A 12138-nucleotide genomic window follows, 5' to 3' on the forward strand; every position below is an offset into this window, starting at 1 on the left:
AATCCGGCGATTTTAATGCGCGAGCGCCTCCTCCCGACAAAGGGGCAGGGCGGGGTGAATTAATGGCGAGGCTTCGAACTTTGTCAGCAATCTGACGGCCTAAGCCGTTAGGATAAGCGAATGTATTGAAATGACGGCGGGATAGAGGCGGGTATGAATCTGATATGGCATGACTGGCGGGTCGATGACCTGAATGTTTATTCGCTGCATGACATTCTGGCGTTACGCAACAAGGTATTTATCGTTGAGCAAAACTGTCCTTATCAGGATCTCGACGGCCGGGATCTGGCCGACGGCAACCATCATATTACGGCCTATCATAACGGCAGGCTGGCGGCTTATGCGCGGCTGCTGGCGCCTTCTCCGGCCAAGGATGCCGTCACCATCGGCCGGGTAATCGTCGCGCCTGACGTCAGGGGGATGCATCTGGGACATCAGCTGTTGGAGCATGCGCTGATGGCCTGCGCCCGCCACTGGCCGCACAAGCCGCTTTATCTCTCCGCGCAGGCGCACTTGCAGGATTTTTACGCCGGTTTCGGTTTCGTCGCCACCGGCGATGTATATGACGAAGACGGTATCCCGCATATTGATATGCGCAATACCGTTTAGGTTCGCGTGTTGTTTTATGGCCGAGTCTTATCGCAGTCCGAATCCCGAAAAATAGAGCGGCGCCGGCGAATCGTGGGGCACATCGCCGCGCTGTTGCTCCACCGCCTCCATTGATGAGGGCAGCTCGAACGGCAGCCGGGCGGTATAGACCCTGTCGTCCAGCAGCGAGCGCAGCAGCACCTCGTCGCGGACGCCGAAATTCCCCAGCAGCACGGCGGCCTTATCCTCAATCGCGGTCAGGATCGCCGGACGGTCAAGATAGACGGTCACCACCGTAGGCACGCGACGGGCCGCGGCGAGGATCGCCCGGTACTGCGGATCGTTCGGCTTGAAGTCCAGCGCGCCCTCGTGGTACATGGCGCCGAAGAAAAAGTTCTTATGCGGCTGTTCATAAGGGGCGTTGACGCGCACCAGCGCCACCTCCGCCTGTTCCGGGCGATCGACGACCGTCAGACCGGCGTCCTGCGCCGCTTTGCGGCTCATCCCCCAAACATAGACCTTGGCGCCTGGCTTCAGCGGCAGTACGCCATCCCGTTTTTTCAACAGCACCAGCGAGTCGTACTGCGCCCGATCCGCCTGCCTCTTCGCCTCCCCATCGTTCAGCACCCGCTCCGCCTGTTGCGGATCGACAAACGGCGCCTCGAACTGGCCTAACAGGAATTTCTGTTCCAGGATGCGCAGCACCGATTGGTCAATGCGCGCCTCCTTCAGCTTGCCCTCGCGCACGGCCTGCACGATGATCGACGAGTCGTCCACGCCGCCGAATTGATCCACACCGGCCTCGACGGCCTTAATGAAGCGCTCCGCCACCGACAGGCGCTCCACGCCCCAGGGGATGCCGATGTCCACGCCGGGTTTTTCACCGGGCGGATAGCCCGTTACGCAGGTGCCGGCGCAGTCGGCGGTGATCAGCCAATCGCTGACGATCACCCCGCGAAAACCGTATTCGCCGCGCAGCACGTTCTGTAGCAGGAATTTGTTGAAGCCGGCCCCCACCTGTTCGATGGCGGTGCCTTTATAAACCGCGTCCTTCAGGATGGGATAGGTCGGCATCACGCCGGCGACACCGGATTCGAACGCGCCGGTGAAAGGATAAATATGCTGCTCCAGCGCCTGCGCATCTTTAAACGGCGCGAATCTGCCGTAGTAGTGGTGGCCGTCAAATCCCTTGTCCGATGCGCCGTATCCTACCCAGTGCTTCACCACCGCGCCGACGCTGGCGCTATTCAACCCCTCGGTTCCGTTCTGCATCCCGGCGACGTAGCCCCGCACCATTTTTCTTACCCGTTCCTTATCGTCGCCAAAGGTGCCGTCGATGCGCGACCAGCGCGGCTCCGTAGCCAGATCCGCCACCGGCGACAGCGCCTGGGTGATGCCGACGGAGCGGTACTCCTGGCGGATGCGGTCGGCGTAATGCCGGATCAGCTCCTCGCTGCCGATGGCGGCCATCCCCGGCGGGGCCGGCCACTGGGAAAAACCGGCGGGCGACGGCGCGGCGTCTATGGCGTATGTATAGGTATTGCGCGGATCGACGCTGATGGTCAGCGGGATCCCCAGGCGGGAGGCTTCGGCGATCTCCTGCAACAAATTATTCTGCCGGGCGAACTCCGCGGGCGCGGCCTCGTTCAGACGGGTAATGAGGCTGTTCACCTGTTTCTCCGCCACCAACCGGCGGTTGGCGTCCAGATCGTAGGCGGCGCCGCGGCCGATGGGATCTCCGGCGGAGGGGGCGGAAGCGTGCATCATCATGCCGGCCTTTTCCGGCAGGGTCATGCGGGACAGCAGATCCCGCGCCCGCTCTTGCGCCGGCAGACGCCAGTCCTCATAGGGCGATAGCTCGCCGTCGCGGTTCAGATCGCGGAATTGCAGCCCATCCCGCTCGATGATTTTTCCTTCGCGCCAGGTTAGCGCCGGTTGCGCCATCGCGGCCGGTACGGCGCAGCATAGCATCCCTAACGACAGCATCGTTTTCTTCATATACCCATCCTTTGTCTGATAAGCGATAAAAAATTTTCGGCAGAAAAAAACGCCGATTGCGGCGATCCGCCCAAAAAAAAACCTAAACGCCGCGACGCATCGTTCCCCGCCGGGGAGCAATACATCGAGAGGTTTAGGTTTTGCCTGAATAAACCCTGCGACTGGAAATCTACTGGGTATAAACAGTTACAATCCTGACGCCGTCCGGTGCGGACGGCCTGAGTGACTATAGCAATCCGGCAAAGGAAAACCGTGAACGCATTCACGATCCGCCCCGCGCTCAATATGCGGGTGGTTCAGGAGGCGCGACGTATACCGCGCAAACCATCAAACAGCTGGCGGCGTCGCTGGGGGTTTAACGATGAAGCCTACTTTACCCGTTTTTTTCATAAGCATACCGGCGTCAGTCGGAAGCAGTTCCGCGAACTGGCGGCGCAGCAAATCACTTTGTCGGAGGCGTCGCCCGACAACGCTGCGCTGGAGGATGAGTCGGCGCAAGAGCAAGAGGATGACGACATGAGAACGGTATAATTAGCGGAAATGCCGGGAGGTTAAAAAAGCCCCCGGAGAGCGTCGTCTTCCGGGGGCTTCTGTCTGGCGCTCAATATGCCGTTAACTGGCTGAACTGGAAATTTTACTGCCCAGTTTTTCCACATCCTGACCAAAACCGCGCGCGGTGTTGCAACCGCTCAATACCGCTGCCATTAGCAGTGATGCTATGAGTAATTTCATTAATTTCATCGTCGTCACCAGCAGATTCAACATGCGTACACTTTGTCATAACCGTACGCGAAAATTCAATCTCAGGAAGCTGAAAACGCTGACATTTATCAAAATGTTCTCACCGGAGTCGGCGCGTGACCCGGCGGCGCTTTCATCGCCCCCGGTTTTGCTATATCCATTCAATATTGCGCACCGCGTCTTGCGGCGTCAGCTTAATTCTTTTGTTGTTCCGCCCGCATTTTATCCCGGACTTTTTGCAGAAACTCATCGCGATTCCATTCCTGCGGCTCCCCGCGAGTTAATCCGTCAGAAACAGTTCCAGCAGCGAATTCAGGAACAGCTTGCCGTGTTCGGTAATTTGCCAGTGGTCGTCGGTTTCATGCAGATAACCCTGCGCCAACGCCCGATCCAACTGCGGGCGGATCACGCTTTCATTCAGCCCGGTGTAGGCGGTGAAATCGGCTCGCGGGGCGGCTTCCAGCAGGCGAAAACGGTTCATAAAGAACTCGAAGGGACGATCCTCGTTGACGACGTCATGCCGTTTATCCAGATAATCGCCCCGCATATAGCCGCGCGGGTGGCGGGTTTTCACCGTGCGCAGAATGCGCCCGTCGCTGAAGGTCAGCTTGCCGTGCGCGCCGCAGCCGATCCCCAGATAATCGCCAAAGCGCCAGTAGTTCAGATTGTGTTGACACTGGTAGCCCGGTTTGGCGTAGGCCGAGGTTTCATATTGCCGGTAGCCCGCCGCGTTCAGCAGCCGGTGGCCCTGCTCATAGATATCCCATAGCGCATCGTCGTCCGGCAGCTTGGGCGGGCGGGAGCCAAACAGCGTATTGGGTTCGATGGTGAGCTGATACCACGACAGGTGCGGCGGGTTGAGGGCGATCGCCTGGCGCAGATCGTCCAGCGCCTCGTCCAGCGATTGGTCGGGCAGACCGTGCATCAGATCAAGGTTAAAGCTGCGTAATCCCAAACCTGCGGCCAGATGCGCGGCGCGTTTGGCTTCTTGCGGGCCGTGAATGCGCCCCAGCCGCGCCAGTTTTTGCGGGTTAAAACTTTGCACGCCAATCGAAATGCGATTGATGCCTGCGCGCTGATAGCCGCTGAAGCGATCGGCTTCTACCGTGCCGGGATTGGCTTCCATGGTGATTTCGGCGTCCGGCGTTAACGGTAAACGCGCCCGCACGCCATCCAGCAGCGATTGCATCGCCTCGGCGCTCAGCAGGCTGGGCGTGCCGCCGCCGATGAATATCGAATGCAACGGCCGATCGCCCGCCAGCGGCAGATCGGCATCCAGATCCGCCAGCAGGTGGCCGACATATTCCTGATGCGGAACATCGCCTTTCAACGCATGGGAGTTGAAATCGCAGTACGGGCATTTTTGCACGCACCAGGGAATATGAATGTACAGGCTGAGCGGCGGCAGCTTAAGCATTACGCAGGGCATCCAGCAGTAAACGCAGCGCCTGGCCGCGGTGGGAGCGCGCGTGTTTTTCTTCGCGCGTCAGTTGCGCCGCGGTTTTTCCCAACTCCGGCACAATAAAGATCGGATCGTAGCCAAAACCGCCGTCGCCGGCAGGTTCCCGCGCCAGCGTACCGCTCCAGCTGCCGTGACACACCAGCGGGGTGGGGTCTTCGGCATGGCGCAGATAAACCAGCACGCAGTGGAAGCTGGCGCCGCGCTGTTCATCAGGGACGTCTTGCAGCGCGAGCAACAGTTTGTCCAGATTTTGCTGGTCGCTGGCGTCAGTACCGGCGTAGCGCGCCGAGTAGATCCCCGGCGCGCCGTCCAACGCATCCACCGCCAGACCGGAGTCATCGGCGATTGCCGGCAGACCGGTGATGCGGGAGGCATGACGCGCCTTCAGAAGCGCATTCTCAATAAAGGTCAGGCCCGTTTCTTCCGCGGAATCCACCCCTAGCTCGGTTTGCGCTACGATATCCAGACCAAAATCCGCCAGCAGACTGGCGAGTTCGCGCACTTTACCGGGGTTGCCGGTAGCCAAAACCACTTTTTGCATATGTTTTCCTGCGTGTTTATTCAATGAGTTCCGCGACTTCCGCCGGGATGTGTTGCGGATTGACGATTTTAATCTGTTTATGCCGGCCGAGTTCGCCTTTTTCGATGATGACCAGACTCTTGGCGACCCGGAATTGTTTGGCGAGGAATTTAGTCAGATGGGCGTTGGCCTGGCCGTCGACCGGCGGTGCGGTCACGGCGACTTTCAGTTCGTCGCCGTGCAGCCCGACAATCTGGTCGCGGCTGGCTTTCGGCTGAATATACAGCCGAATCACCAGGTCGTCATCTTGTCGTGTGACGGCGCTCATAGCAGGAACCACAGGCCCGGAAACAGATCCATACCCAGATAATTGAACAGATACAGGATCAGGATCACCGCCATAGCGGAAAAGTCGATGCCGCCCATCACCGGAATAATCCGGCGAATCGGCGCCATAAACGGCTCCGTCAACTGGTGCAGCAGATATTCGATCGGGCTGCGGCCCTGGCTTATCCAACTCATCAGCGAGCGAATAATCACGATCCAGAAGATCAGATAACCGGCGGACTTAAGCAGGGAGAGCAGGCCGACCAGCAGGTTCATCGGGCTGAGCGACAGCGCGCCGACCTGAATCAGCAGCAGCAGCGGATATTTGATGGTGGTCAGAATAAACGCCAGTAATAAGGAAGCGCTGTCAATCGGCCCCAGTGAAGGAAGGATCCGGCGCAGCGGCCCGACAATCGGCTGAGTGATTTTGACCACGAACTGCGAGAGGGGGTTATAAAAATCACTGCGTGACCACTGCATCCAGATGCGCAACAGTAGAACTATTACGTAGAGGTCGATCAGTGTTTTGACCAGAAAAGTCAGGGTAAGCATAGGTACGTCGGTTCCTTAATAAATGGGATGATGATGAACGTTTTCAATCAGAACAGCTTTTCCATTTCCTTCGCGCGCTCAACGGCGGCCTGCATGGCTTCTGACACGGTTTGCGTCAGTTGGCGTTCGTTGAATACCCGTAATGCCTCGGCGGTGGTGCCGCCTTTAGACGTCACATTTTCGCGCAGGGTCGACAGCGGAGTATCCGGGCTGGCTTCCACCAGCGCCGCCGCGCCGGATGCGGACTGCTGCACCAGCAGACGCGCGGTTTCGGGATCGAATCCCTGGCGGATGGCCTCCTGCTGCATCGCCTCCATAAACAGGAAGAAATACGCGGGCGCGCTGCCGGCGGCGGCGATCACGCCGTTGATATCCTGCTCGTTTTCCACCCAGCATACTTTACCCACGCTTTTCATCAACTCGGCGGTAAACTCGCGATCGGCGGCGCCGACGGCGGCGGGGGCATACAGTCCGCTCATCCCTTTTCCCACCAGAGAAGGGGTATTGGGCATAATCCGCACGATATTCAACGCCTCTCCCAACAGCGCCTGAAAACGGGCGATATTGACGCCGGCGGCGATAGACAGCACCAGCTTACCGGTGAAATCCACCTGTTGGCGCAAAGGGTCGCAAACGCTCGCCATCATCTGCGGTTTCACCGCCAGCACAATCACATCGGCGTCTCTGGCGCTTTGTACGTTATCCGCGCTGCTGGTCACGCCATATTGGGCCGCCAGCGCGTCGCGGCGGGTGCCGGATGGCGCGCACACGCTGATATTCCGGGCGGGATAACCTTTATCAATTAATCCAGCGATAATGGCCTGCGCCATATTGCCTGCGCCAATAAACGCTATTTTACGTTGTTGCATCTAAGCTCTCACTGATTTCTTGTTCTGTTAATCGTTGTCGATGTGGCTGGCGATGCCGCGGCAGCGGATTATTTCTTCGATGCCGAATAGTCCCGCGCGCCGAAAATGGCGGTGCCGATCCGCACCAGCGTACTGCCCGCGACGATGGCGGCGCGCATATCATCAGTCATACCCATCGATAAAGTGTCGATATGAGGATAGTGTAATGCCAATTGTTGAAACAGATCATCCATTTGCCGGAAAACGGCTAGCTGACGCTGGTAGTCTGTTTCCGGGGCCGGAATGGCCATTAATCCGCGCAGACGCAGATTCGGCAATGCCGCCACGTCGGCCGCCAACGCGGATAATTCTTCAACCTTAATGCCGGATTTGCTCGGCTCGTTGCTGATATTGATTTGCAATAACACGTTCAGCGGCGGTAATGACGCCGGGCGCTGTTCGCTCAATCGCTGGGCGATGCGCAGACGATCCACCGTATGGAACCAGTCGAAATTTTCGGCCACCAGCCGGCTTTTATTCGACTGTAGCGGACCGATAAAGTGCCATTCCAAATCTATTTCCGGTTTGTTTTCCCGAAAGTAATGGATTTTGTCCACGCCCTCCTGCACATAGTTTTCGCCAAAGGCGCGCTGCCCGGCGGCGATGGCTTCTTCGATAGCGGTCACAGGTTTGGTTTTGCTGACTGCAAGCAGCTTAATTTCTTCTGGTGTTCGTGCGCAGTGCTGTGCGGCGGCGGCGATTTGCCGCCTGATGTCCTGTAGGTTCTGCTGGATAGTCGTCATAGTAATTCAGGAGATTATCGATGAATGTGGATGAATGGGTGTCGCTTAGTGTAAAGCATAATGCCTCGGATCTGCACCTGTGTAGCGGACATCCGCCGGTGTTGCGCGTTGATGGTCAGCTACGCGCGGAAAATACCTTACCACGTTTGCGCGCCGAGCAACTGGAACAATGGTGTTCCGCTTGGCTTGACGCCCCCCAGCTACGGCAACTGCGGCAATCGGGGCAGTTGGATTGCGCTCTGATGCTGGCGGAAGGACAGCGCCTGCGGGCGAATCTGTTCCGCCAGCGGCTGGGATTCTCCGCCGCGCTGCGCGTCATACCGTCAACCCACCCTTCGTTAACCACGCTGCGCGCGCCGCCGATCCTGTCCGAGCTGCTTGAGAAGCCCGATGGCCTGATTTTACTGACCGGCGCCACCGGCAGCGGGAAATCGACCACGTTGGCGGCGATGATTTCGGCGCTGAATCAGAGCAGCCGCCGGCATGTGATCACGCTGGAAGATCCGATCGAGTTTATCCATAACAGCCGGCAGTGCCTGATCCAGCAGCGTGAAATCGGCCGGGACAGCATATCGTTTGCCGACGCCCTGCGCGCCGCGCTGCGCGAAGATCCCGACGTGATTTTGCTGGGGGAACTGCGCGATACCGAAACGATCCGCCTGGCGTTAACGGCGGCGGAAACCGGACATTTGGTGCTGTCCACTCTACATACCCGCAGTGCGGCGCAGGCGGTGGATCGGCTGGTGGATGCGTTTCCCGGTGATGAAAAAACGTTCGTCCGCAGCCAATTGGCCGCGTGTTTACAGGCGGTGATTGCGCAACAACTGCTGCCGATGGCGCAAGGGGGCAGGGTGGCTCTGTTTGAAGTGCTGACGGCGACCTCCGCGGTCAGTAATCTGATCCGGGAAGGGAAAAGCCACCAGTTGCCCAGTCTGATCCAGAGCGGCGCTCAGGCCGGCATGCAGACGTTTGAACAGAGCCGTCAGCAACGTATTCGGGAGGGGGTGCTGTCTTGACGCTTTCCACGTTGTCTTGATGGCGGCGCGCTTCTGGATCGTTTGGATCTCCGCGGCTTCAGCGTCGGCTGCCCAGCCACTGCAACGTATCTCTGGCGAAGGCCATACGCTGATCTTCGATAGCCGTATTGTAGGTTACGGCCTGAGGAATCCCATGGTTTTCGTAGGCAACGCGCGTATTGAGGTTTTTATTGAAATCATGGCGTAAGGTATTTTTTATCGGTTCCGGCAACGAATTGAACACGCTCTGCGACGTCGTCAGCCGATAGAAGTCGGCTGGCAGTTCGTGTTTAAATTTTCGCGTCACAAACGTATCCCTATTGCTTTTGTCATAATCGCCATCGTCAATTTTGGCATAGTTGCGCTGGTGAAATTGATTCATCGCCTCTTCACTCGACGCCATTGCTTTCACATCATGCAGAGAAAAAATTTTGCAGCCGGAAGGCGATTTTTGAACCGAGGTGAATAACACCGTTAACGCGGCGTCATGGTCGGTGATATGTTCCGCAATGTCAGAGTCCGTAAACGCAGAGGCATAGGCGTCCACCACCACCAGCGAGATCTTATTATTTTTCTTCTCCGCTTCCACCGCCACGCTATGCGGCGTTTCATTAGGTTCATCATCATCCGCAATGTTCATCACCGCACGCCATTTGGTGTCGTTGTCCATCATACGCAGCGCATTTTTCAGTTCGTCGCCATTGGTCGCAGAAATACTCAACAGGCCGATCTGTAGATGATGTTTATCGTTTTGCGCCATGATGAGATATTTTTGCAGGGCGCTTTCTTCCGTTCTGACATTCGGCTGAATTGCATCACTAGCGTGACTCGCCAGTTTATTCAGATAGTTGTTCAACTGCTTTGTTACCTGCCGCGGGTTATAGCCTTCAGATGAACGGAGAGCGAGGCCGAGGTGGCTAAACCGCGCGCCCAGGCCGGCGGACGCTTCTTTGCGGGCGCTCATGTAAGGATAAACCGCGCGTGCCGGCTGCGAAGAGGAGGATTCTTGCGGCCCGCCCGACGATTCGGCGGCGGAAGTGGCGGAAGATGAGGCGGCGTTCAGCGAGCCGGAGTGCGATGGATGAGAAGCGGTAAAAGAGGTGATAAAGGGAATTCGCATGGTAATGGTTCAGCGTATTAAGACGGATACTTTCTGTGTGTTGGTCTTCGCGATCGGTTCCCGCAACGTTTTAAGCGCGATGCGATGTCATTTTTCAATTAGCGGCATTGTTGTACCTATCTGGGGCGCGATGATCAATTTTGGCGCATCTAATGCACCATTGCCGCACAAGGCCTTTTGCCGTCATTTTTATAACCAACTGAAAAAGATAAATAAAAAAACATGGCACCCATGTTGCTTACTCAATTTCGCAGTTGTTGAGTTGTTGGACTGATTTTGTGAGATGACGTTTTTTTAATTTTACCGCCGGTTCCGGCATCAGGGGTTTCATGCGGTGATGCCGTTCACCTGGCTGGGATTGCGCTTCGGTTGAGCTCGTTCGCGGGTGCCGGCGGCGTTTTATCAGGGAGATATAACGATGAGGTTCCAGCAGAGATGCCCACGTTATGGTCGTCCCATCGTCTCGCGTTTTAAACCAACGGCATTCGTTTCTACTAAGGGGATTGTATGAGATTGGGTAGCAGAAAATCGAAGTGCGCAGTAGCGTTGTCCGCTTTTTTGGCGTCGTTAGCCATGATGCCGGCATTGCAGGCCAAAACGCTGGTCTATTGTTCCGAGGCCTCGCCAGAGGGGTTCAACCCGCAGTTGTTCACCACCGGGGTAACGAACGATGCCAGCGCCAATCCCATTTACAACCGGCTGATTGATTTTAAATATGGTACGACCGAACTGGCGCCGTCATTGGCCGAGCGTTGGGAGATCAGCCCGGACGGCAAAACCTATACGTTTTACCTGCGCAAAAACGTGAAATGGCAAAGCAACAAAGCCTTTACGCCCAGCCGGGATTTTAACGCCGATGACGTGATATTCAGCTTTATGCGCCAGAAAGACGCCGCATCGCCCTGGCACGGCGTATCTGGCGGTAACTATCCCTATTTTACCGGGATGGGAATGGATCAGCTGATAACCAGCATCGCCAAACTTGATGATTACCGGGTGGTCTTTACGCTGTCTCACCCGGAAGTGCCTTTCCTTTCCGATATCGCCATGGGGTTTGCTTCGATAACCTCCGCCGAGTATGCCGATAAAATGATGAAGGCCGGCACGCCGGAAAAGCTGGATCTCGATCCTATCGGCACCGGCCCGTTTCAACTGGCGCAGTATCAGAAAGATTCGCGCATTTTGTTTAAAGCCTTTGGCGATTATTGGGGGGGTAAAAGCAAAATCGACCGTCTGGTGTTCACCATTACGCCGGATGCATCGGTGCGCTTCGCCAAATTGCAGAAAGATGAATGCCAGGTCATGGTTTCACCCAATCCCGCCGATATTCCCGACATCAAGAAAGCCGCGCATGTCACTTTGCTGGAACAGGCCGGACTGACGACGGGCTATCTGTCGTTCAACGTGGAGAAGAAACCGTTCGACAACCTGAAGGTGCGTCAGGCTTTGTCGCTGGCGGTGAATAAACCCGCGATCATCGAAGCGGTTTATCAGGGAACCGGACAGCTGGCAAACAGCCTGATCCCGCCGTCAATGTGGGGCTATAACCCCGATAAGCACGGCAGCGATTACGATCCCGTCAAGGCGAAGGCGCTGCTGGCCGAAGCCGGATATGCTCAGGGATTTTCCACCGATCTCTGGGCGATGCCGGTACAGCGTCCCTATAACCCGAATGCGCGACGCATGGCTGAAATGATCCAGGCGGATTGGGCGGCGATTGGCGTGACCACCAAAATTGTGACTTATGAGTGGGGCGAATATCTTAAACGCGCCGCCGAAGGCGATCATCAGAGCATCCTGATTGGTTGGGGCGGCGATAACGGCGATCCGGATAATTTCTTCAGTCCGTTATTCAGTTGCGCATCCATTAACGGCGGCGCTAACTATTCACGCTGGTGCGACAAGTCGTTTGAGTCTTTGATTACGGCGGCGCGCAGCGAACCGGATCATGCGCAACGCGTCCGTTTATATCATCAGGCGCAGGATGTGATGGCGCAACAGGCTCCGGCGATTATGATCGGTCATTCAACGGTTTATGAACCCATCAGCGACAAGGTGAAAAACTATATGATTTCCCCGGTCGGCGGTCACCGCTTCGAACAAGCCGACCTGGATTAACGTTAGTGCCGGCCGAGACGCTCGGCCGGCCATTTTTTGAAAAGG

Annotated in this window: 14 protein-coding genes; 5 read left to right on the forward strand and 9 right to left on the reverse strand. The window is 56.9% G+C overall.

Annotated elements, in window-relative coordinates; translation table 11 throughout:
• The first annotated feature begins 153 nt into the window (after positions 1 to 153).
• Entirely contained in the window at positions 154 to 609 is a 456-nt protein-coding gene (locus HC231_RS04050) for a GNAT family N-acetyltransferase (RefSeq protein WP_208229837.1), read from the forward strand.
• Positions 610 to 636: 27 nt separating this feature from the next.
• Here HC231_RS04050 and HC231_RS04055 read toward each other — a convergent pair whose 3' ends face one another.
• Complete coding sequence (locus HC231_RS04055; protein WP_208229838.1) at positions 637 to 2586, reverse strand: glycoside hydrolase family 3 protein; 1950 nt, start codon at positions 2584 to 2586, stop codon at positions 637 to 639.
• Between the two features lie 252 nt (positions 2587 to 2838).
• On the opposite strand from HC231_RS04055, the gene HC231_RS23830 reads away from it, so the two are divergent.
• On the forward strand, positions 2839 to 3117 hold the full coding sequence (locus HC231_RS23830) for a hypothetical protein (RefSeq protein WP_246494680.1): 279 nt from the start codon (positions 2839 to 2841) through the stop codon (positions 3115 to 3117).
• 81 nt (positions 3118 to 3198) lie between these two features.
• Here HC231_RS23830 and HC231_RS04065 read toward each other — a convergent pair whose 3' ends face one another.
• The 7 genes from HC231_RS04065 to HC231_RS04095 all read right to left on the reverse strand — a co-directional run bounded on the left by HC231_RS04065 (position 3199) and on the right by HC231_RS04095 (position 7839).
• Positions 3199 to 3327 carry an entericidin A/B family lipoprotein gene (locus HC231_RS04065; RefSeq protein ID WP_208231213.1) on the reverse strand — a complete coding sequence of 43 codons (129 nt, stop codon included), beginning with the start codon at positions 3325 to 3327 and terminating at the stop codon, positions 3199 to 3201.
• 280 nt (positions 3328 to 3607) lie between these two features.
• A complete protein-coding gene (gene hemW, locus HC231_RS04070) occupies positions 3608 to 4744 on the reverse strand; it encodes a radical SAM family heme chaperone HemW (RefSeq protein WP_208229839.1) in 1137 nt (378 codons plus the stop codon).
• Positions 4737 to 5330, reverse strand: coding sequence for an RdgB/HAM1 family non-canonical purine NTP pyrophosphatase (gene rdgB / locus HC231_RS04075; RefSeq protein ID WP_208229840.1), 594 nt, complete (start codon positions 5328 to 5330; stop codon positions 4737 to 4739). The genes hemW and rdgB overlap by 8 nt, the downstream gene beginning before the upstream one ends.
• 16 nt (positions 5331 to 5346) lie before the next feature.
• On the reverse strand, positions 5347 to 5637 hold the full coding sequence (gene yggU, locus HC231_RS04080; protein WP_208229841.1) for a DUF167 family protein YggU: 291 nt from the start codon (positions 5635 to 5637) through the stop codon (positions 5347 to 5349).
• Positions 5634 to 6188, reverse strand: a complete 555-nt coding sequence (locus HC231_RS04085; protein ID WP_208229842.1) for a YggT family protein — start codon at positions 6186 to 6188, stop codon at positions 5634 to 5636. Before HC231_RS04085 ends, yggU begins: the two co-directional genes overlap by 4 nt.
• Positions 6189 to 6235: 47 nt before the next feature.
• Positions 6236 to 7057: a pyrroline-5-carboxylate reductase gene (gene proC, locus HC231_RS04090; protein ID WP_208229843.1), complete on the reverse strand. Its 822-nt coding sequence runs from the start codon at positions 7055 to 7057 to the stop codon at positions 6236 to 6238.
• 68 nt (positions 7058 to 7125) lie between these two features.
• Complete coding sequence (locus HC231_RS04095; RefSeq protein ID WP_208229844.1) at positions 7126 to 7839, reverse strand: YggS family pyridoxal phosphate-dependent enzyme; 714 nt, start codon at positions 7837 to 7839, stop codon at positions 7126 to 7128.
• Between the two features lie 20 nt (positions 7840 to 7859).
• Here HC231_RS04095 and HC231_RS04100 point away from each other — a divergent pair, with 20 nt between their 5' ends.
• Positions 7860 to 8855 (forward strand): type IV pilus twitching motility protein PilT, encoded by a 996-nt coding sequence (locus HC231_RS04100; protein WP_208229845.1) that lies wholly within the window; start codon positions 7860 to 7862, stop codon positions 8853 to 8855.
• 58 nt (positions 8856 to 8913) lie between these two features.
• On the opposite strand, the gene HC231_RS04105 is transcribed toward HC231_RS04100, so the two are convergent.
• The gene (locus HC231_RS04105) at positions 8914 to 9975 is read right to left on the reverse strand and encodes a YopJ family acetyltransferase (RefSeq protein ID WP_208229846.1); all 1062 of its coding nucleotides are present in this window, start codon (positions 9973 to 9975) and stop codon (positions 8914 to 8916) included.
• On the opposite strand from HC231_RS04105, the gene HC231_RS04110 reads away from it, so the two are divergent.
• A complete protein-coding gene (locus HC231_RS04110) occupies positions 9974 to 10249 on the forward strand; it encodes a hypothetical protein (RefSeq protein ID WP_208229847.1) in 276 nt (91 codons plus the stop codon). The genes HC231_RS04105 and HC231_RS04110 overlap by 2 nt on opposite strands.
• Positions 10250 to 10482: 233 nt before the next feature.
• On the forward strand, positions 10483 to 12093 hold the full coding sequence (locus tag HC231_RS04115; RefSeq protein ID WP_208229848.1) for an ABC transporter substrate-binding protein: 1611 nt from the start codon (positions 10483 to 10485) through the stop codon (positions 12091 to 12093).
• Positions 12094 to 12138: the final 45 nt, after the last annotated feature.

The organism is Brenneria izadpanahii, assembly GCF_017569925.1.
In the GTDB taxonomy this organism is placed as follows: domain Bacteria; phylum Pseudomonadota; class Gammaproteobacteria; order Enterobacterales; family Enterobacteriaceae; genus Brenneria; species Brenneria izadpanahii.

Excerpts from the sequence above, each read along its gene's own strand:
- HC231_RS04050 (WP_208229837.1), top strand. The coding sequence starts at position 154 with ATGAATCTGATATGGCATGACTGGCGGGTCGATGACCTGAATGTTTAT.
- HC231_RS04055 (WP_208229838.1), bottom strand. The coding sequence starts at position 2,586 with ATGAAGAAAACGATGCTGTCGTTAGGGATGCTATGCTGCGCCGTACCG.
- HC231_RS04065 (WP_208231213.1), bottom strand. The coding sequence starts at position 3,327 with ATGAAATTAATGAAATTACTCATAGCATCACTGCTAATGGCAGCGGTA.
- hemW (WP_208229839.1), bottom strand. The coding sequence starts at position 4,744 with ATGCTTAAGCTGCCGCCGCTCAGCCTGTACATTCATATTCCCTGGTGC.
- rdgB (WP_208229840.1), bottom strand. The coding sequence starts at position 5,330 with ATGCAAAAAGTGGTTTTGGCTACCGGCAACCCCGGTAAAGTGCGCGAA.
- yggU (WP_208229841.1), bottom strand. The coding sequence starts at position 5,637 with ATGAGCGCCGTCACACGACAAGATGACGACCTGGTGATTCGGCTGTAT.
- HC231_RS04085 (WP_208229842.1), bottom strand. The coding sequence starts at position 6,188 with ATGCTTACCCTGACTTTTCTGGTCAAAACACTGATCGACCTCTACGTA.
- proC (WP_208229843.1), bottom strand. The coding sequence starts at position 7,057 with ATGCAACAACGTAAAATAGCGTTTATTGGCGCAGGCAATATGGCGCAG.
- HC231_RS04095 (WP_208229844.1), bottom strand. The coding sequence starts at position 7,839 with ATGACGACTATCCAGCAGAACCTACAGGACATCAGGCGGCAAATCGCC.
- HC231_RS04100 (WP_208229845.1), top strand. The coding sequence starts at position 7,860 with ATGAATGTGGATGAATGGGTGTCGCTTAGTGTAAAGCATAATGCCTCG.
- HC231_RS04110 (WP_208229847.1), top strand. The coding sequence starts at position 9,974 with ATGGTAATGGTTCAGCGTATTAAGACGGATACTTTCTGTGTGTTGGTC.
- HC231_RS04105 (WP_208229846.1), bottom strand. The coding sequence starts at position 9,975 with ATGCGAATTCCCTTTATCACCTCTTTTACCGCTTCTCATCCATCGCAC.
- HC231_RS04115 (WP_208229848.1), top strand. The coding sequence starts at position 10,483 with ATGAGATTGGGTAGCAGAAAATCGAAGTGCGCAGTAGCGTTGTCCGCT.